At 65.3% G+C, this 19,461-nt stretch carries 15 protein-coding genes; 13 read left to right on the forward strand and 2 right to left on the reverse strand.

The genetic code is table 11. The features are described 5' to 3' along the window. Positions 1–21 precede the first annotated feature (21 nt). Entirely contained in the window at positions 22–858 is an 837-nt protein-coding gene (locus LVJ94_01515) for a class I SAM-dependent methyltransferase (protein ID WXB05942.1), read from the forward strand. Between the two features lie 16 nt (positions 859–874). On the opposite strand, the gene LVJ94_01520 is transcribed toward LVJ94_01515, so the two are convergent. Both LVJ94_01520 and LVJ94_01525 read right to left on the reverse strand, forming a co-directional pair. Next, on the reverse strand, positions 875–2,551 hold the full coding sequence (locus tag LVJ94_01520; protein WXB05943.1) for a cysteine--tRNA ligase: 1,677 nt from the start codon (positions 2,549–2,551) through the stop codon (positions 875–877). Next, on the reverse strand, positions 2,548–2,928 hold the full coding sequence (locus tag LVJ94_01525) for a hypothetical protein (GenBank protein WXB05944.1): 381 nt from the start codon (positions 2,926–2,928) through the stop codon (positions 2,548–2,550). Before LVJ94_01525 ends, LVJ94_01520 begins: the two co-directional genes overlap by 4 nt. Positions 2,929–3,260: 332 nt before the next feature. Between LVJ94_01525 and LVJ94_01530 the strand changes: the two genes are divergently transcribed. The 12 genes from LVJ94_01530 to LVJ94_01585 all read left to right on the forward strand — a co-directional run bounded on the left by LVJ94_01530 (position 3,261) and on the right by LVJ94_01585 (position 19,120). Next, positions 3,261–3,782: a hypothetical protein gene (locus tag LVJ94_01530; protein ID WXB05945.1), complete on the forward strand. Its 522-nt coding sequence runs from the start codon at positions 3,261–3,263 to the stop codon at positions 3,780–3,782. A 1-nt stretch (position 3,783) separates the two neighbouring features. Further along, complete coding sequence (locus tag LVJ94_01535; GenBank protein WXB05946.1) at positions 3,784–4,557, forward strand: formylglycine-generating enzyme family protein; 774 nt, start codon at positions 3,784–3,786, stop codon at positions 4,555–4,557. An 86-nt stretch (positions 4,558–4,643) separates the two neighbouring features. Beyond that, positions 4,644–5,537: a hypothetical protein gene (locus tag LVJ94_01540; protein WXB05947.1), complete on the forward strand. Its 894-nt coding sequence runs from the start codon at positions 4,644–4,646 to the stop codon at positions 5,535–5,537. Between the two features lie 309 nt (positions 5,538–5,846). Beyond that, on the forward strand, positions 5,847–6,641 hold the full coding sequence (locus LVJ94_01545; GenBank protein ID WXB05948.1) for a hypothetical protein: 795 nt from the start codon (positions 5,847–5,849) through the stop codon (positions 6,639–6,641). A 38-nt stretch (positions 6,642–6,679) separates the two neighbouring features. Continuing rightward, positions 6,680–10,696, forward strand: coding sequence for a FecR domain-containing protein (locus LVJ94_01550; GenBank protein ID WXB05949.1), 4,017 nt, complete (start codon positions 6,680–6,682; stop codon positions 10,694–10,696). Positions 10,697–10,936: 240 nt separating this feature from the next. Continuing rightward, on the forward strand, positions 10,937–11,896 hold the full coding sequence (gene sbnA, locus LVJ94_01555) for a 2,3-diaminopropionate biosynthesis protein SbnA (protein WXB05950.1): 960 nt from the start codon (positions 10,937–10,939) through the stop codon (positions 11,894–11,896). A 15-nt stretch (positions 11,897–11,911) separates the two neighbouring features. After that, complete coding sequence (sbnB, locus tag LVJ94_01560; GenBank protein WXB05951.1) at positions 11,912–12,928, forward strand: 2,3-diaminopropionate biosynthesis protein SbnB; 1,017 nt, start codon at positions 11,912–11,914, stop codon at positions 12,926–12,928. Positions 12,929–12,933: 5 nt separating this feature from the next. Beyond that, entirely contained in the window at positions 12,934–14,334 is a 1,401-nt protein-coding gene (gene lysA / locus LVJ94_01565) for a diaminopimelate decarboxylase (GenBank protein ID WXB10834.1), read from the forward strand. Further along, complete coding sequence (gene thrC, locus LVJ94_01570; protein ID WXB05952.1) at positions 14,331–15,602, forward strand: threonine synthase; 1,272 nt, start codon at positions 14,331–14,333, stop codon at positions 15,600–15,602. The genes lysA and thrC overlap by 4 nt, the downstream gene beginning before the upstream one ends. After that, positions 15,599–15,910: an SMR family transporter gene (locus LVJ94_01575; protein WXB05953.1), complete on the forward strand. Its 312-nt coding sequence runs from the start codon at positions 15,599–15,601 to the stop codon at positions 15,908–15,910. The genes thrC and LVJ94_01575 overlap by 4 nt, the downstream gene beginning before the upstream one ends. A 12-nt stretch (positions 15,911–15,922) precedes the next feature. After that, the gene (locus LVJ94_01580) at positions 15,923–16,627 is read left to right on the forward strand and encodes a helix-turn-helix transcriptional regulator (GenBank protein ID WXB05954.1); all 705 of its coding nucleotides are present in this window, start codon (positions 15,923–15,925) and stop codon (positions 16,625–16,627) included. Between the two features lie 84 nt (positions 16,628–16,711). Further along, positions 16,712–19,120 carry a DUF5110 domain-containing protein gene (locus tag LVJ94_01585; GenBank protein ID WXB05955.1) on the forward strand — a complete coding sequence of 803 codons (2,409 nt, stop codon included), beginning with the start codon at positions 16,712–16,714 and terminating at the stop codon, positions 19,118–19,120. Positions 19,121–19,461 lie beyond the last annotated feature (341 nt).

Below are 19,461 nucleotides of genomic sequence, written 5' to 3' on the forward strand. Positions count from 1 at the left end.
ATATCGCGAGGAAAGGACAATATGCATATCCAAGCGGAATCGGAATGGGACGATCCTGGGGTCGTCGCGGCCTGGCGCCGCTGGCGTTCGCGTTTTGCCGATCAGACGCGCGGCTTCACCGAGGCGCTTCTCCAGGCGGCGGGTGTCGTCCCGGGGATGCACGTTCTCGATCTGGCGAGTGGTGCAGGCGATCCTGCGCTGGCCTTGGCCAAGGCCGTCGGTCCTCGAGGCTGTGTCACGGCGACGGACATCTCCGACGCGATGCTCGCCATCGTCTCGGACGTCGCGCACCAGGAGAAGATCGACAACATCGGCTGCCGTCGGGCCGATGCCGCCGCCCTCACGTTCCCGGACGAGTCCTTCGACTTGGTGACCTGTCGCCTGGGGATCATGCACGTTCCCAACGTGACCGAAGCGCTGCGTGAATCCCGGCGCGTGCTTCGACCGGGTGCGCGCGCCGTGTTTCTCGTATGGGGAGGATCTCCCGCCGAGCAGGGAGCGTTTCTCCACCACCGCATCTTGGCCCGCCACGTCGAGATGCCGGTGCTCCTCCCCAATGCACCGGGGCCGCTGCGCTTTGCAGCGTACGGCTCCTTGTCCGCGGCACTTCGCGGGGCAGGCTTTCGTCAGGTCGAGGAAACGACCCATCGATGCGTCCTTTCCTGCGCGGGCCCGGCCTCGGAGCTATGGCAAAGCATTCGCGAAATGGCCGCGCCGCTTCGTCATCTCTTGGCGGGGGTCAGCCCGGATGTCCGCGAGCGCATCCACGAGGAGGTGGAAACCGCCCTTCAATCCTACAGCCATGGAGAGCGCATCGAGCTTCCCGCCACCGTGCACATCGCCACCGGCCTTCGCTAACCTCGCCGCGTGGCTCTCAGCGTATCCGCCAGCGAACCCCGCCCGCGGCGATGTCCTCGAGCTCCACGCCGCGCTCGGCCAGCCACCCGCGGATCGCATCGGCCTGCGCGAAGTCCCGCCGCTTGCGCGCGCCGAAGCGGTGCACGACGAGCGCCTCGATGGCCTCTGCGGGCGGCGTTTCGGGCGACGCTGGTAGGTGCGCTTCACCGATCGCCTCCTCGGCGCGGCGTGCCAGCTCGTCGCGCGCAAAGAGCCCCGAGCGCACGCGTCGATCGAGCACGGAGAAGATCGCGTCGGCCCGCTCGAGGAATCCCTGAACCGCGCGCGCGTCGCCCGGTGAGAGCTCGCGCTGGTTCGTCGCGGAGACCACCCCGAACACTTCGGCGAGGGCGCGCGCGGTGTTCAAGTTGTCATCCATGGCGGCATCGAACTCCGCGGTCCCTTCCGCCACCCGCGCGGCCACCGCATCGGACGCGGCGCCATCGCCGGCGATTTCTCTCGCACGGGCGTAGGACGACTGGATTCGCTCCACGGACGCGCGCGCCTGCACCAGCGCGTCGATCGTGAAGTTCATCTGCTGCCCAAACGCGATCGACGTGAGCGCGAAGCGCAGCACCGCCGGCGCGACGCGGCCTTCGGTAAAGCCCGCCGCCTCGAGGCGCGCGGCGAGGTCGTCGCGCTTCTGCGCGCGCGGGTTGAAGAGGTCGCGCACGGTGATGAAGGTTCCATCCCGCTTCGACATCTTCTTGCCGTTGACCAGCAGATGCCGGGCGTGCACCCAATAGCGGCAAAAGTTCTTCGGCGCAGCGTCGTCGGAGCGCGCCCCCCAGCTTTGCGCGATCTCGCACTCGTGGTGCGGAAACACGTTGTCCTCGCCACCGGTATGGACGTCGATGGCCGGGCCCAAGGTCGCGCGGGACATGGCCGAGCACTCGATGTGCCACCCAGGAAAGCCGCTCTTTACGCGCGGATCGATCCCGTTCGGCACGAGCCGCGCGAGCCGCTCGCGTTCGCCCGGCCGCCACCCCGCGCTCCCGTGTGGGTTCCACTGCATCAAGTGCTTCGGGTCCACCTTCCACAGCGCGAAGTCGTGCGGATCGCGTTTCTCCGAGCGTACCGCCACGCGCGCGCCCGCCTCGAGCTCGTCGAGTACTTTGCCCGAGAGGAGACCGTACTCCGGGAACGTCGCGACGGCGAAGTACACCTGCCCCTCGCGGTCGACGTAGGCATGCCCCCGCTCGATGAGGAGCTGGACCATCGCGAGCATCTCCGGCACGTACCCCGTCGCTCGCGGGTGCAACGCGTCGACCTCCGCCTCGCCGGGCGCGTAGTTGCGGAGCCCCATCGCCCGAGCGTCTTCGGCGAACATGCGCTCGAAGTGGGCGGCGACCTCGAAGGGATCGGACCCCAGCTCCCGTGCAGCCTTGGCGAGCTTGTCTTCCCCCGTCGCGTCGGCGAGGTGGTCCTCCGTCATGTGCCCCACGTCGGTGATGTTCATCACGTGGCGCACGGTGAAGCCGCGGAGCTCCAAGGTCCGTCGCAGGACGTCTGCGAGGAGAAAGGAGCGGAAGTTCCCGATATGCGCGCAGGAGTAGACGGTCGGCCCGCAGCTATAGAGCGTGACGAGCTTCTCCTTCGGGTCCAGGGGGACGAATGTTTCCAGCTCTTTGGTGTACGTATTCCTCAGTCTCATGATTCGTGGGCGCGAAGGCTTTCGAAAGTGGCGGGCGGAAGCGGCGACCACGGTTTGCCCATCTCGAGTATTTCGCCGGAAATGGGATCCATCCGAAGGTTGGCCTCGGCCGGGTAATAGCGATTGTGAAGTTCGATGAGCTCATTCAATTGAACGAGCTGCCGATCGAGTCGGATGCGCAATGTTTCGGGGCGTTTGGCCAAGCCGCGGTCGAGCAGGACGAGGCCGCGTGCGATGGACTCCTCCAGATCTTCGATATGCCGCTTTCGGCGCATGAACGCTGGCGGACCGGCGACCACCGCCCGAACCCGCTCCTCGACCGACAGCGTGAAATTTCGCGGCGCCGCGGCAGTGTGGCGTGGGGAACCCGTGGACATGGCTTGGAGCGTAGCGCGTTCCCCATGGAAGTGCCCCCGCGCGCTGGACGTTTTCGCGGAGGCATGATGCATCGAGGGCTGCCATGATCGTACGAAACGCCTGCGTCGTTTTCCTTGCCTTGACCGCTTGCAGTTCGAGTCCCACCCAACCCGAGAGAGCTCCTGTTTCCCCCGCGGTCGAACCGGCGTCCGTCGCGGTCCAAGCGCCCGCGGCGCCCGCTTCTTCTGCGCCTCCTACTCCTTCGGCTCTTCCTGCAACGCCACCGCCCCTGACGTCGGTCGCGGCCTGGACGGAGCCTGCCGCGATTGAGGCACTTGCTGCAGATTGCGCCGTGGCCGCGCCTCCGACCGAAAGCGATTTCGAGGCGCATCCGCTGGCGTGCTCGCTGCCTTGGGAACAATCGTGTGTCTGGAATCCGTGCTTTACCAAGCAAATGGCCTGCAATTCGGACTGCAGCAAGACGTGCGGTTCGTGCGAGGGCACCTGCGCAAACACGTGTTCCTCGTGCAAGTCGTCGTGTGCGGCCGGTGCGGCGGGCGACGCGTGCCGGCGTGCGTGTGCATCCACGACGGGCAGCTGCCGGCAAGCGTGCCTCGCGCGCAGGGACAAATGCGCGACGGCGGAGTGCATCGGGGCCGCCGAGGTGTGCGAGAAGGACGAGAAGGTGAAATGGAAGAAGAATGGCTGCTGGGGGATTTGCCCGAAGCTCCAGGCCTGTTGGGCACCATGTTTCGACGAGAGCAAGCCTCACACCGCAAAAGAGTCGAAAGCGTGCGCTGACGCTTGCAATCGGCGCTTTCCCAAGTGCGATACCGTGTATTGCTCGAACTCGTTCACGGGGCCCGGGGAGTAACGTGCGCCGCCGGCTCGTTCTGACCTCGCTCGTCGCGTGCTCATTGCTCGGTGCCGCCGGCCAAAAGCCACTTCCCGCTGGCATGGTGCGCGCGCCCAGCGGCGCCTTTGCCATCGATGCGACGTTGGTGACACGCGCTGCGTTCGCGCAGTTCGTCGCCGCCACGGGCTACGTCACCACGGCGGAGCGTCTCGGCTTCGGCATGGGTGCACGCGAAGGCATGGACGACTGGGAATGGGAGCGCATGCCGCGTGCCTCCTGGCGCAAACCTTTTCGCGAGGGCACACCCGAGACGGAAGGCTTTCTCGCCGACGACGCGCCCGTGACTTTGGTGAGCTGGCACGACGCCGCCGCGTTCTGTGCGCACCACGGCAAACGTCTCCCCACGGAGGCCGAATGGGAACATGCGATGCGTGCCGGCTCACCCGGCACGCGTTTCCCCTGGGGCAACGCGCCCGAGCGCGATGGAAAGCTGGGGCTCAATTTCTGGCAGGGTTCATCGCACGCGCACAACACGCGCGCCGACGGCTTTCTCTACGTCTCACCTGTCCGCGCCTTCCCGCCCAATGCGTGGGGCATCTACGATCCCGTGGGCAACGTCTGGCAATGGACCGCGGATTGGTTCACGCCCGGCCATACCCGCGTCCTGCGCGGTGGGTCGTGGTGGTGCGGCGCCTGCACCTGCGAAGGCTATGGCCTCGTCTTCCGCGGAAAAGCGCGTCCCGATGCCGCATACAACAACAATGGCTTTCGCTGCGCCATGGATTTGCGCTGAACGACGCCAACCATCATTGAAATATCACTTTTTGAATAAATTGAAAGACTAGGAACGTCCCGCGCTTCGTGTCCTCCTAGCGAACCATGATGGCTCCTTCGCCGGTTGCCTGCTTGGGCATCTTTTTCGCGACGCGCGCCGAACCCCATCCACCACGGGCCAGAGCCTTTCGCGATCGCGATCGCGTTCTCGAAGCGCTTGCCCACGGCATCGTGACGATGGACGACACCCTTGCAGCGAGGCATGTGCCCCACGGGCCTCGATGCGTGACGACTGTGGGGCGCTTTCTCGTGGCGGAATGCTTTCCGCCCATCGTACGCGCGGCCTTTCCCGATGGGCCATGGGATGCCCCGCGCATCGCCGAAGCCCTGCGGCGCACGATCTGGGACGAACACGTCGAGGTGGCCGCCCGCTCCGCTGAGGCGCTGGAGCAACTAGGGCGATTTGTCGCCGATCGATCGGGTGCGTCCATTGCTCAGCGCGATTTCGCTCCACCGTCGATCACCTCCGAGCTTCTCGCCGAAGCGCAGCTCGAGGTGGCCGAGGTGGAACGCCGTTGGCACGCGCGGGACATCGTTCGCTGGGAATACGAGGACAAGCGCGCCGATATATGGGCCAACGTGGCAGCGCGCCAACGGGGGGCCGCCAAGGCGGCGGCACCCGAGCGTGACCCGCTGGCGGCGTTGCTTGCGAGCCAATCGTCCATGCCGAAGGCCGAATCTCTGCGATGCATGATAGGCCCGCGCACCCTGTCTTCGGGGTTGTCCATCGCGCGCCCGATCTTGCATGGCCTGGGCGAAGGCCTCGACCCACACGAGTACATGATGCGGTGCATGACGATGCGCGCCGACGCGCTCACACCAGCGCGAGAGGCACGACGTGGCCGCGGGTCTCGGGCGCGATCTCGGTGTCGTGTTGGGAGCGACCATGGTCGTTGCGCGCGATTGCGGGACCACGCGAGGTATCCGAGTTGCGGGTAGCCCGCTCGGGTCGCGCATCGAAGGCCGCATCCTTTCGTCGGATGTCGTGCTGCCCCGCGGACCCTTAGTGGCGCGTGCGGGGACGCTCCTCTCACGGCGGGACGGAGAGCGCATCGATGCGGCCTACGTCCTCACGGTGTTCGTGCGCGATCCCGTGACATGCGAGGCTTCGGGTGGGGTTTGCGCGTGTTGCTTCGGCCTCGACCCCGAAGATGCCACGTGGCCGGCCGATGGCGATGCCGTCGGCACACGCGCCGCCGCGACGATTGCCTGCGCTGCGCGTTCGCTTCGAACGAGGATATTCCACATATGTTGAGGGCACCCGTCGACGGGATCGCGCACTGGTCCGAGGAGTTCGTTGGCGCGGCCGACGAGGTAACCGGCTTGCCCTGCGCGGGCTTCGGGCCCGGCGACGACGACGTGCGCTTGGAGCTGCTCGACGACTCGGGCGAGGTGGTCTTCGCGGTGAACGTACCGCGCGATGCGCGGCCCGCGGTCGAGAACGGCGCATTCGTGGAACGCGGGGCCGCACTTTTGGTCACCGTTTCGCTCCCGGAGGGAGAGCTGGTCGGCGGTGCACAGTACCTCCGGCGATTCCTTTCGGCGTGCCCGCGGCCTGACCTCGTTGCCAAACTGGCGCCTTGTGATGCCATCGTCGAGGCCATCGAGCCCACCCGCGTCAGATTGCGCGCGCTCGATGGGCGCCTCCGGAGCGTACGACGCCCGCGCGCAGGGCATCTCTGCGTCGCCGTCGGCGATCGGGTGCGTGCGGGCGACACCGTCGTGGACGGCTCGCGCAGTCACCAGGCGCTGCTCGCGTTTTGGGGCGAGGCGCGCCTAGCTGCGCACATGATCGCCGAGCTGGAAAATGAGGCCGCACTCCAAGGGATCGCCATCCCGCGGGTCCATTGGTCGTTGGCCATTCGCGCCATGCTCGCATGGCGGCGTATCTTGCACGCCGGGGACACGGGGTGGCGCCGTCATGAAATGGTCTCCCGCGACACGTTCGAACGCGTGCAACGCGAGACGGTGCTCCGCGGTGGGAAACCCGCCACCGCTGTTCCCGCCCTTCGCGGTTTCGCAGCCATGGCGCGCCAACGTTGAATCTTTTGGCGGTCGGTTACGTACCGAACGAGAGGACCATGAACGAACCCAGCGCGCTGCCGTACCGAACGCCCGAGCCACCCGAAGACGCGCAGCCGCGCGCGCCACGACGCGTTTCTCTTCATCGGCTCCTGATCGGCATTCCGGCTGCGCTGGGGGTACTGATCCTCCTCGTCGCGGTCATCTTCTATTGGGGACCGCCCAAGCACGCACAGCGCATCGGCGCGCGGCTGGACTTGGCGGCCGGCGACGTGAGCGTGCTCGCGGCGGCCGCCGAGGCGAAGGCCCTTTCGGGCACGCCACTCCCATCGGGTGCCACCGTCAAAACGGCAAAGGGGGCCCGCGCGCTCGTCCGCACGGGCGAGGGGGCTGCCATCCTTCTTCGCGACGAAACGGCGGTGAAGCTGCTCGATCGCGGTGCTTCCGTCGACGCCGGGGAAATCTGGCTCGATGCGCCCAAGGTCGACGGCGACGCATTGGAAGTCAAAGTGGGCGCGGTTTCCATCTCGGCCAGCGACGCGGGCATGAGCATCGCGCGCAGCGACAAGGACGTTACTGTGTACGTGGCACGAGGGCTCGCGGTGCTCACGTCGCCCGGCGGTCGCGTCGAGGTCAATGCCGGCGAGCAAGGCGTGATCCACGGCGAGAGCAAACCCGCCGTCACCCCGGTGGCCTTCTGGCAAGACTGGACCGGCGGCATGGGCGATCCGCGCAGCTCGCGCCTCGTGGGCAGCGGCACCGGGCGGCTCTATGGCATGGATCCCACCGCGCCCGCCGGCGCACCCGCACGCAAACTCGGCATCGCCAAACAAGTCGTGCGCGCCGTTCTCCGCGATGGCGTCGCCGAGACCGAGGTCGATCAGACCTTCTCCAACCCGGGGGGCCGACCCATCGAGGGCTGGTACTGGTTCACCATCCCCGCGGCCGCCACCGTCACCGGTTTCGCCCTCGAGACCGATGGGCAGCTCGTCGAGGGCGAGGTCATCGAACGGCGCGAGGCCGCTGCCCGATACGAGAGCATGGTGCGTGCGGCCAACGACCCCGCGCTCCTCGAATGGGTCGACGGCCGCACCTATCGCGCGCGCGTCTTTCCAATCCCGGCGAGCGGCACCCGGCGCATCGTCCTTCGCTACGTCGAGATGCTGCCGGCCGTCGAGGGCAAGATCCGCTACGTGTACCCGCTGCGATCCGACGATCCGGTGCGCTTCGACGAATTTGCGCTCTCCGTCGACATTGGGCGCCCGCCGTCGCAGGTCGATGTGGCCACCTCGCTCGATGCGCGCGTCGAACCCGGCGGTCGCGTGATCTCCATGCGCCGCAGCGGCTACACGCCGCGCGCCGATTTTCAATTGGAGCTCACCGACATGCGAAAGCACGAGCCGGTGGCCGCATGGCGTTTTTCCGCGGGGTCGGACCAAGCCGATTACGTGATGCTCCGTTACGTCCCCGATCAAGACTTCACCAAGGAGCCGCCGGCGAACGTCGACACGGTGTTCGTGGTGGACACGTCCGCAGGCGGCGAGGATACCGCGCGGCAGCTTCGCGTGGCGGCGGCGGAGGCCGCGCTTCGTGCGCTTTCGGATGGCGATCACTTCGCTTTGGTGGCGCTCGACCTTTCGCCCACCGTGGTGTACCCGAAGGAGGGGCTCGCGCCGGCCACCCCTGGCGACATCACCAAAGCGCTGGAAAAGCTCTCCGATCATGCCATCGGAGGCGCCACGGATCTGGGCGCGATGTTCGAGCCGGCGCTGGAGCGGCTGCACGGCAAGGAGCAGGCGGCCCTCGTGTACATCGGCGATGGGGCGCCCACGTCGGGCGAGACCGGGGCCGACGCGTTGCTCGAGCGCCTTCGCCGATCGCTCACCGGATCGCGTGCGCGCTTCTTCGCCATGGGCACCGGCTCGCAGGCGCAGCATGCGCTCTTGGCGCAGCTGGCGCGCGCCGGCGGCGGGCAATACGTGCGCATCGACGAGGCCGGGCAAACGACGGATCACGCGCTCCGCCTGGCCAGTGCCATCAAGACGGCGACCATCACCGATGTGTCCATGGACCTGGGGGCGGGCCTCGACCAGCCGATGTACTCGGCGACCGGTAAGCTTTCGCGCGGCGAGGAGCTCGTGCTTCTGGCGCGCACGCACCATTCGCTGCCCGATGCGGTGACCGTGCGCGGGCGCGTCTCCGGCAGGGATTTCCAGCGCACGTACCCGTTGAAGGCCGATACGACGTCGGTCACGGCGTCCCTCGTTCCGCGCTTGTGGGCCGCCGAGTACGCGCGGCGCCTTCTGGGCTCCGCCACCCAGGACGAGAACCGCGGGCAGGTGCTCCAACTCGGCGTCGAGTACGGCTTGATCACGCCGTACACGAGCTCCCTCGCGCTCGACAGCGAGAGCGCTTACGCACGGCAGGGGATCGTGCGAAAGCGGTCGCGCGTTCGCGGCACGCGGCTCACGGAGCTCGACGTCGGGGTGATCGGCGTCTCCTCGACGATGATGGGCTGCAGCAAGATGGATCGTCAGTCGTCCAGTGAGGCGGAGCCGGCCCGCGACGGCGCCAAGTTCGTCGCGCCCCCCGCGCCTGCGGCATCCTCGGGGTCGGACGCCGTCGAGGCCGCACCCGCGGCGGATAAGCTCGAAATGGAGACTTCGCTGGTCGCCGGGGCCCACAACATGGTGAACATGTCGGGTGCGTTGGCGCCCAAGCGTAGCGCGGTCGCCGTGAAGCAGAGTGCGGCCCCGCACGATCGGGGACCCCAGTTCTCGCGTGCGCTGGCACAATGCAGCGACGTGGCCGCGCGTCCCTTGGCCGAGCGCATCGTCGTCTGGCAAAAGCGCGCGAAAAAGACGGAGAACGCCAACGCGCTCGCGAGGCTTTTCGAGCAAGCGTACACCGCGTGCGAGCTGCCCGATTGGCGCGACGAGGCGGCGCTGCTCGACATTTTGCAACAGCGCATCGATACGGAGCAGGCCGCGGAGACCGTGCTCGCGCACTTTGCGGGCTACCCGGACGACCAGCGCTTTCTCGCGAAGAACCTATTGCGCCGCACGGTCGACGTCCGCATGGCCGCCGCCGTCTCGCGCGTCCTCTACGGCGGCGTGGATTGGCTCAAGGTCGATCGCGAGCTCCTCGATGCGGGCACCGCCGACAAGCAGCTCGCGCGGGTGCGCGCAGCCATGCTCGTCGCGCCCGACGATCCGCAAGGCGAGGTGCGCCTGGTGAAGGTCCTGGCTCGAGCGGGCCAGCGCGAGGAAGCCCTCGCCCGCGGCCGCCGTCTGCGCGATCGCGGGTACCTGACGCCCGCGCTCGCGCAGCAACTCGGGGACGTGCTCGTGGAGGCCGGTGCCCAGGACGAGGCGCTCCGCACCTATTCGGAAATCGTGGAATTCGACGGACAGAGCGCACTCTCGCGGCGCGTGCTCGGGGACATCTTCCTCCGCCAAAGCTGGTATCCCGCGGCCTATCGCCAATACAAAACACTGACGGATCTCGACGGCAAGAACCCCCTCGCGTGGCTCCGCCTCGCCAATGCCGCCGCCCACTCCGGCCGCATCGACGAAGCCCTGCGCATCGACCGCGAAGTCGCCACCGGCGAAGGCACCCCGGGCCCGAGCGACCCGCGCTTCTTCGCGCGCCTCCTATCCGCCGCACGCCTCGCCGCGCTCCTCGAAAAGCCGGATCCCGCCGCGGGCATCACCCCGGAAGCCGTCTCCCGCAAACTGAAAGAGCTTTCGCTCTTCAGTGGCCCCGGCACGCTCACCCTGGTGACATGGCAAGATCTCGACGCCCAATTGGTCATTGCCAACGCCGACACCAAGCCGCTTTCCAAGAACGAGCCCCTCGCCGGCGAAACCACCGACGCGAGCGCCGTCGGCCTCTTTGCCCTTCTCGGCTCGAGCGAAGCGTGGGACCGCACCCCGCACACCCTCCGCTACAAGAGCGAACTCCTACCGCGCAAGGTACCGTTCCACGTCGTTTCCCTGACGTGGAACGGCCAATCGTTCCGGGCCGTTTCGAAGAATGGCATTCTCGAACCGAACGCCAAGCAGGCCTCGTTGTAGGGATACTCGGTAATAGCTATCACGATCCGTAGTTATTACGGATGCCGGCGCCTTGGCGCTCGGTTGCTTAACTATAGTTTAATCATCGATCGTTTCGTTGGTTTCATCCCGCACCAGATCCAAAGTTTCGCTGACGCCGACGCATGACGAGCGCGTCGAAAATCAGGAGTCAGGATGGAACTGGAAAGTGCCGGATCGACAACGTTCGGTCGTAGTGTGTCCTCCACGTCTTTTGGTTCGTTGAGCGAACGCATGGAGCTCATCGGGCGCGCCTTTCTGCGCCCTTCGCCGGTCGTCCCGTTGGACTTCCCGGCCGCCCATCTCCGGGCAAAGCTCGAGTTTTGCAACCCCATCGGGAGCATCAAGGACAAGCCCGCCTATTGGATTATCAAATCGGCCATCGAGCAGGGAATCATCGACGAAACCACCACCATCGTAGAATCGTCCTCCGGTAACTTCGCCATCGCCCTCGCGGTTCTTTGCCATCACCTGAGGTTGCGGTTCATTCCGGTCATCGACCCCAACATCTCGATGCTCAACGAGATGTGCCTTCGCAACCTTTGTCGCGAGGTCGTCAAAGTGAGTGTGCGCGATGACACGGGCGGCTTCCTCAAGACGCGCATCGCCAAGGTCAAAGAACTCTGCCAGCAGATCCCCAATTCCTTCTGGACGGAGCAGTACGGCAACCTCGACGGTATGGCCGGGCACTATCATTTGACCGGCGGCCAGATCTGCGCGCACGTCAAAAACCTCGACTACGTCTTTCTCGGTGTCAGCTCGGGTGGCACCATCGCCGGTGTATCGACGCGGTTGAAGGAGAAATTCAAACACATGGAGGTCGTAGCCGTCGACGTCGTCGGTTCCGTGATCTTCGGTGGACCTCCTGGAAAACGCTACATTCCAGGTATCGGCGCCAGCCTCGTTCCCGAGCTCGTCGCCCGGGCGGCCATCGATCGCGTGGTGATGGTGTCCGAGACCGAGACCGTGCAGGGCTGCCGCGAGCTCTTCGGGCGTGATGGTGTATTCGCCGGGGGATCGAGCGGCTCCGTGTATGCCGCCATCAAGAAGACATTAAAAAACGAGAACAGCCTCTCCAAGCCCGACGTTCTTTTTCTATGCTGCGATCGCGGTACCAGTTATCTGGACACCGTTTACAACGACGAGTGGTGCGCCCGTTTGGCGAATTCCCTCACATCGTAGGAGGCAGAGCAAGCCGTGAATTTCGACTTCAAAGTCATCAGCGGTGCCGTCGCACACGAGATCATCCACTCCAATTACGAGACGTGTCAAAGCATCATCGCCGAGGCGTATCGCCAATACGCGGCTGGAAAAGCATCGGCTCCGACATGCCATTTTCTCCGGTTTCCCGATCGACCGAACGCACGCATCATCCCATTGCCTGCGCGCATCGACATGGCAGGCCATCGCATCAGCGGCATCAAATGGATCGCGAGCTTCCCCGACAACGTTGCAAAAGGAATTCCTCGTGCGTCCGCCGTCCTCATCTTGAACGACGAGGAGACGGGCTATCCCCTGGCCTGCGTGGAGGCTTCGCTCATCTCCGCCGCCCGCACCGCCGCTTCGGCAACCCTGGGCGCGCACCATCTGGCGGGCGGCAAACGTCGGGCCAAGGCCTTGGGCATCGTCGGCAATGGCATCATTGCGAAATATATTTATCAATTCTTGATCGGGACCGGTTGGGAGATCGATGAAGTCCGGCTTTTCGACAAGAACCCCGCGGAGCCGGCGCGGTTTCATCAGAGTGTCGTCCAGGACCGTCGCCATCGGGCGGTCATCCACACCGGTGACTTGGAATCACTCCTGATGGCCAGCGATCTCATCGTGTTTGCGACGTCGGCCGGTGCGCCCCACGTGACGGACAAGGCGCTCTTCGCGCACAATCCGATCGTCCTTCATATCTCGCTTCGAGATCTCGGTGCGGACATCATCGCCGGTGCGCAGAATTTCGTCGACAGTGCCGAGCATGCGCTGTCGAACAACACGTCGCTGCACCTTGCGCAGATGGAGATGGGGCACGCGGACTTTATGACCGGCACCATTTCCGATTTGATCGAGGGTAGGCGGGTGGTCGACCCGGAGAAGCCGCGGATCTTCGCCCCGTTCGGGCTCGGCGTGCTCGATCTTGCCCTGGGCAACCTGGTTTACCGTCGCGCCGTCGAGACGCGCCGGTTCGTCTTGGTGGACGACTTCTTCTACGAGAAAGAGCGGTGAGCACCATGCTCCCCCATGCCATTGCACCGTATCTCCAAGAGTACCGCGGCGTTTTGCACGTGGCGGATCATTCGGTGATGGATCTGCGCGAGCGCTTTGGGTCCAACGTGTTCGTGTTCTCCGAGTCGCAGATCACCGACAACGTGCGATCCCTCCAGCGCGCTTACCAGCGACACTATCCGCGATTTCGCATCATGTACGCGAGCAAGGCGTGCTCGAACCTCGAGGTTCTGCGCCACATCGTGTCCCTCGAGTGCGGCCTCGACGCCAACAGCGGCGGCGAGCTTTTCAAGGCTCGGCTCATCGGCGCGTCCCCGGAGCGCATCGTCTACAATGGGACCTCCAAGTCCGTCGACGAAGTGACCCAGGGCGTGATCGCGGGCATTCGCGCGTTCAACGTCGATTCCATTTCGGAATTGAAGCGCATCGGGGACATCGCCCATCGACTCGGCCTCACCGCCAACGTCATGCCGCGGGTGATCCCCGGCGTGCTCGGTGGCACGGTGGCAGGCTTCGAGACGGGGCATGTGGGCTCGAAGTTCGGAATGCCCTTCGAGGACCTTCCCGAGGTGGTCCGTGTTCTGCGCGACTACCCATGTTTGAAATTTCGAGGCTTCCATTGCCATGTCGGCTCGCAGGTCGTGCGCGCGGAGGCCTTCGCGTCGGCCATGCGCACGGTGGTGGCCGAGATGGTGCGGTTCGGTCGAGAGACCGGATTCATGGCCGATACGATGAACATGGGCGGAGGCTTTCCCATTCCGCTCGTCCCCGAGGGGACCATGCCCGTGCACCGCGATGGCAGCCCGCTGCCCGAGGACGTGCAGGCGCTGATGCGCGGCACCCTTTCGATTCCCGACGTGGCGGCGGAGACCGCGGCCGCCTGGAATGCCGCAGGGGCGGATCCGGCGGACTTCGATGTCTTCATCGAGCCCGGTCGCAGCGTCATCGGCACGGCGGGGATTCTCTTGAGCACCATCGAAGCACGGAAAACACGGCCAGACGGTGTCGATTGGCTCCTGACGGATTGCGGCTTCAACACCATGCCGGAAACGCTCTGGTACGATTGGTATTACCATATCGTGTCCGGAAATCGTGCCAGCGAGCCTGCCGATACGGCCTTTCGCGTGGGTGGGCCTCTCTGCGATACGGGAGATTCCCAACATGACGAGACGGGGCGCGGTCGCTTGCCCAACGTCCGCTGGCTGCCCAAGAACACGGGCATCGGCGATTGCCTCGTCGTCGTGGGCACGGGGGCGTACTGCATCGAGCAGCAAAGCAATTACAATGGCCGGCCGCGCGCCGCCGCCGTGATGGTGCGCACCAACGGCGTGGTCGAGTGGATTGCCCGCCGCGAGACCTACGAGGACCTGGTCGCCCGCGACTTCGGGTCGGGGGTCGCGCGGTGACCCTGGAGCATGTCGTGGGGTTATCGTGCTTGGAATCGGGCACGATGCTCTCGGCGGACGTTCTCCGCTACGGGAATCCGAATCCAGGGAGCGAATTGGGCTTTTCTTCGCTGGAGGTTCGATACGACTACGCGGTCGTGAAGCGCAAGCTCGGCAGCGCGGAGGCCCTGGCGAACGCGCCGCTGATCATGCAGTCGTTCGCCCCGCTGCTGCCCATCCCCGACGCATCGTATCTGTCGCCGCTTCTCGTGGGCGGCACGCCCTTTCTTCGAAGCCCGCGGTTGTCGCGCGAGCTCGGTGTGGAGCTGTTCGTCAAAGACGACTCGCGCAACCCGAGTGGCTCGTTGAAGGATCGCGCCTCGGCGCTGGCCGTCGCGCACGCGAGGTATTTTCGACGCGACAAAATCGCAGTTGCAAGCACGGGAAACGCCGCCGCGTCGCTGGCGAGCCAGGCGGCGGCCGCGGGGCTGGCGGCCATCGTCTTCGTGCCTGCGCAGGCGCCCATCGCCAAAATCATGCAGGCGGTGATGTACGGAAGCCGCGTGTACACCGTGAATGGCAACTACGATGCGGCGTACGAGGTCTGCCAAAGAGCTTGCGATTGTTTCGGCTGGTACAATCGCTCCACCGGCTACAATCCGTACATGACCGAAGGGAAGAAGACGGTTGCCTTCGAGATGGCCATCCAGCTCGCCCGGCTCGCGGGCACGTGTGCGCCGATGACCGCGCCCGACGCCGTCTTCGTGCCCGTGGGGGACGGTTGCATCGTGGGCGCCGTGCACAAAGGATTCGACGATCTCGTCCAGCTGGGGTTTCTCGATCGCATCCCGCGACTCTACGGTGTCCAATCCGACCAGAGCGCCGCCATCCACCGGGCGTGGGTGCGCCAGGCTCCCATCCGAAAGGTGAACGCCACGAGTCGGGCCGACAGCATCTGCGCCGACATGCCCCGCGACGGCGCCAAGGCCCTTCGTGCCATCCGCGAGACGGGCGGCGCCTTCCTCGCCGTCTCCGACGCCCACATCTTGAAGGCCATCGTGGATCTCGCGCGCAAGGAAGGCCTCTTCGTGGAACCCGCGGCCGCGGCGTCCCTTGCCGGGTTGTGCAGCGCGCGCACCCAAGGCCTCGTGCGCGATGGAGAGAAGGTGGTGCTGCTGCTCACAGGTTCCGGGCTGAAGGACCCGCTCGCCGGTGCCGAGCTGCTCGCCAAGCCGCTGCGCATCTCGACCCTCGACGACGTGAAAAAGGTGGAGCACCTTTCGGCATGAACTTCCTTCTGCTGGTGGCCGCGTCGTTCTTGTTCGCCGTGGGCGGTCTCTTCATGAAGTACTCGCACGGCCTCACACGGCTGGGCCCCACGGTGGTGGTGATGCTGCTGTTCTGCACGGGGGCGGCTTGCCAGGCCGTGGCCATGAAACACCAGGAAATGGGCGTTACCTACGTGGTCGTGCTCGGCCTCGAGGCGGTGGTGGCCTTCGTCCTCAGCATCGGCGTGCTGGGCGAATCGCTCGCGCCGTCGAAGCTGGGCGCGGCACTCTTGATCCTTGGCGGCATTGCTCTATTGAAATGGGTGTAGAGGAGTACCCGTTTGCTGCAGCGGCTCTTGGATGAGATTCCCGCGTTCGCGGGATACAAAGACCGCCAATCGGTATTCCTGTATGCCAACAAAGCGTACGGCGTTCTCATCGGATTGCCGCATCACGAAGATGTCATCGGGCGTACCGACTTCGACATGCCCTGCGAGACGGTGGCATGTGCGCCCATGTTTCAAAAGCAAGATCAGGAAGTGCTGCGCTCGCGCCAGCCGCTGCGGATCCTGGATGTGCATCGCTTCGCCGACGGCAAGTGGCGTGCGTTTTTGGTGACGAAGACGCCTCTTTACGGAGGCTCGGAGAAGGACGAGCCCGTGGGCACCATGTTCTACGGTGTCGACATCACGTCCCCGGGCATCATCGAGCTCGGCTCGCTGCTCGGCCGAATCCACACGGGGGCCGACCCCACGTCGCTCGTCGGGGCGGGAAGCCATCTCATCGAAGGGTTCTCCGATGCGGGGGCGTTGACCCGCCGGGAAGCCGAGATCCTCTTTTTCCTCCTTCGCGGCAAAAGCGCGAAGGAGACCGCCGTCATTCTGGCGATGTCACGGCGCACGGTGGAGCAGCACATCGACAAGATGAAGCGAAAGCTCGGCGCGCGAAGCAAATTCGAGCTCATCGAGGTGGCCATCGAGGCCGGGTACATGCACCGCATTCCCGATTCGCTCTTCTCGAGGCAGCTATCGATAAGCCTGGGTTGAGATCCCGGCACAAAGGGCGATGAGGATTCGAGGCGGTGGCCATCGAGGGGGTACCAAACCCGACCCTAGATAGGAGAGAGCGCGATGCCCCGAGCCCATATGGCATTGTCCGCATTGGCGGCGATCATCCCGTTGTTCGGTTCCTCGTGTTGCTCGCCCGGTGCGCGTGAAAAACCAGGTGCGGGCAAGGCGTCTCTCGTACGGACGAGCCAGGGGCAGGGGCTGGGGGACGTGATCGACGTGAAGCGCCATGGCGATGAGCTCGACCTCACGCTGGCCTCCGCGGAGGCGACGGATCATCTCCATGTGGTCCTCCTCGCGTCCGACGTGGTCAACGTCGAATACCGGCCGCACGGTCAAGCCGAGGCGCCCAGCTTCATCGTCGATCCCGACGCACATTGGCCCGCGGGGCCGCACGCCGTCGAGGTCCAAACCGAGTCGGACCCCATCGTGCTGCGCACGGAACGACTTCGCGTGGAGATCGCGGCCCATCCCGCGCGTGTCGCCGTCTTTGATTCCGAGGGGCAGTTGCTTTTGCGGGAGCGAGCCGCCGAGGGCATCCATCCGCGCGGCGTGCGCTTCGATCGGGCGGCCGGGGAACCGCTGTACGGGATGGCGGGCATCGCCCTTCCGGCGGACGAAGGCCGCCAGGATCCCAAGGTGAGCATGACGGACAACCTGCTCCGCAACCGTGGTGCGCGCGTGCAAGCTGGGGCGCAGGGCAATGGCGGTGCGCCCCTGGCATTCACGGCGCGCTACGGGGTGGTGGTCGACTCGGTGGATGGTGAGTTCGATGCCACGGAGAGCGAATTGTCCTTTTCCGGAGCATCTCGGGAGGCCACCTCCTTTTATGTGGTGGCGGGCGGTCCCAAGGACACCTTGGGTGCCACCGCGACCCTGAGCGGCCACGCACCCATGCTTCCGAAGTGGGCACTCGGTTTTGCCAACAGCGAGTGGGGCACGGATCAGAACGAGGTGACACGCATCGTCGACGACTACCGCGCCAGAGGCATCGGGCTCGACGCGTTCATTCTCGATTTCGACTTCAAAGCATGGGGCGAGGACAATTTCGGCGAATTCCGTTGGAACTCGACCAGCAACCCCGGCAACGTCCACCCGAACAAATTCCCCGACGGGGCTTCCGGCCAATTTGCGCGTGCGCTCGCCGCCAAAGGGGTTGCGCTGGTCGGCATCATGAAGCCGCGCATCATCGTCGAGACCGTGGATCACGAGCCCTCGCAGCAGGCCATGGAAGCAGGGAATCTCGACTGCTTTTACCCGGGCCAGGAGCCATACCCCGAGTACTTTTCGGGGCGGCTCGCGCGCGATATCGACTTTGCGGAAGGGCGCTGTCGAAGCTTCTACTGGACGCATGCCAAGCCGCTCTTCGATACCGGCATCGTCGCCTGGTGGAACGACGAGGCCGACGCCACTGGCGATTTCATGTTCCATTCTCTTCAACACGCGAACATGCAGCGCGCTCTTTACGAGGGTCAGCGCTCCGCATCCGACGCCCGCGTCTATTCGTTGAATCGGAATTTCTATCTCGGCGCCCAACGGTATGCGTATGCCACGTGGACTGGGGATATCGTCGTTGGCGACAAGGACGGTCCCCATGCCTTCGCGACCATGCGCGAGCAGCGCCAGCGCATGCTGACATTGGTGAACATCGGCCAAGCGCGCCCCACGATGGACACCGGCGGCTTCTGGGGAACCCCCACGCCGCAGGCCTACGCCCGTTGGATGCAATTCGCTGCCCTGACGCCGATCATGCGTGTCCACGGGGCCTTGAACGAGCAGCGCCAACCCTGGGTTTACGGCCCCATCGCCGAGCGAGCGGCCGCCGACGCCATCGCACTGCGGCACCGGCTCGTGCCGTATCTCTATGCCTGCGAGCGCACCCTCTACGAAACGGGCATCGGCATGATGCGTCCTTTGGTCTACGACTACCCGACGGATCCGAAGGCGATCAACGACGTTGCGGAATGGATGCTCGGTGATTCCCTCCTTGCGCGCCCCGTGCTCGAGGAGGACGCCACCTCCGTCGATGTCTACTTGCCGGCGGGCTCACGCTGGGTCGACTATTTCCGCGGGACCGTTCACCAAGGCGGGCAAACCCTGCGCTACGAAGTGAACGCGCACAATTGGCGCGATATCCCGCTCTTCATCAAAGAGGGCGCCATCCTCCCGAGCACGCCGGGGGTGCTCGACGTCTATCCATCGAGCCACGAAACGTCGTTCACCGTCTACGAGGACGACGGCGCCACCTACGCCTATGAGGGCGATGCTTTTTTCCGGCAGACACTTTCCGTCCACGCCGACGGCCGCAAGGTCACGGTCGAAGGCAAACCCGCCACGGGCTCCAAGGCACCGGGTTTCACCTCGTACTTGCTCCGCGTCCACGACCCGCTCGACCTGCACACGGTGCGCGAGGTTCGCATGGCCGCCGCCACACCCGCCTCCGTGCACGTGGACTTCACGAAACGCCGGTGAGGCGTGAGCACGATTCCCGGATAGGAAGAAGGAAACCGCCAGGACGCCAGGGGCGCCAGGAGGGAAACGGCAATAAATCAAAATGAGGGTTTATTGTGGGTTCACCTGGCGATCCCGTTCGTTACAACCCGAAGAGCAGCATCAGCAGTTCGTCGATGTTCTCCATTTGACGGGGGGCGCGAAGGATGACCAAAGGCGACGACAGGACGTCTCCTTTCGTGGCTCTCACTTGCACATCCGATCGAGAAGCTCATTCGCCAGCCGCAAGCGCTCACGCGTTTGAGGTGACATCTTTGCGAGTGCTGCGTTGAGAGCTCGAATTCGGTCCTCTCGAAGTGCAC

It is taken from the genome of Sorangiineae bacterium MSr11367, from assembly GCA_037157805.1.
Taxonomy (GTDB): domain Bacteria; phylum Myxococcota_A; class Polyangia; order Polyangiales; family Polyangiaceae; genus Pendulispora; species Pendulispora rubella.

Coding starts and splice junctions, on each gene's coding strand:
- LVJ94_01515 (WXB05942.1), top strand. CDS start 22: ATGCATATCCAAGCGGAATCGGAATGGGACGATCCTGGGGTCGTCGCG.
- LVJ94_01520 (WXB05943.1), bottom strand. CDS start 2,551: ATGAGACTGAGGAATACGTACACCAAAGAGCTGGAAACATTCGTCCCC.
- LVJ94_01525 (WXB05944.1), bottom strand. CDS start 2,928: ATGTCCACGGGTTCCCCACGCCACACTGCCGCGGCGCCGCGAAATTTC.
- LVJ94_01540 (WXB05947.1), top strand. CDS start 4,644: ATGATGGCTCCTTCGCCGGTTGCCTGCTTGGGCATCTTTTTCGCGACG.
- LVJ94_01545 (WXB05948.1), top strand. CDS start 5,847: ATGTTGAGGGCACCCGTCGACGGGATCGCGCACTGGTCCGAGGAGTTC.
- LVJ94_01550 (WXB05949.1), top strand. CDS start 6,680: ATGAACGAACCCAGCGCGCTGCCGTACCGAACGCCCGAGCCACCCGAA.
- lysA (WXB10834.1), top strand. CDS start 12,934: ATGCTCCCCCATGCCATTGCACCGTATCTCCAAGAGTACCGCGGCGTT.
- LVJ94_01575 (WXB05953.1), top strand. CDS start 15,599: ATGAACTTCCTTCTGCTGGTGGCCGCGTCGTTCTTGTTCGCCGTGGGC.
- LVJ94_01585 (WXB05955.1), top strand. CDS start 16,712: ATGCCCCGAGCCCATATGGCATTGTCCGCATTGGCGGCGATCATCCCG.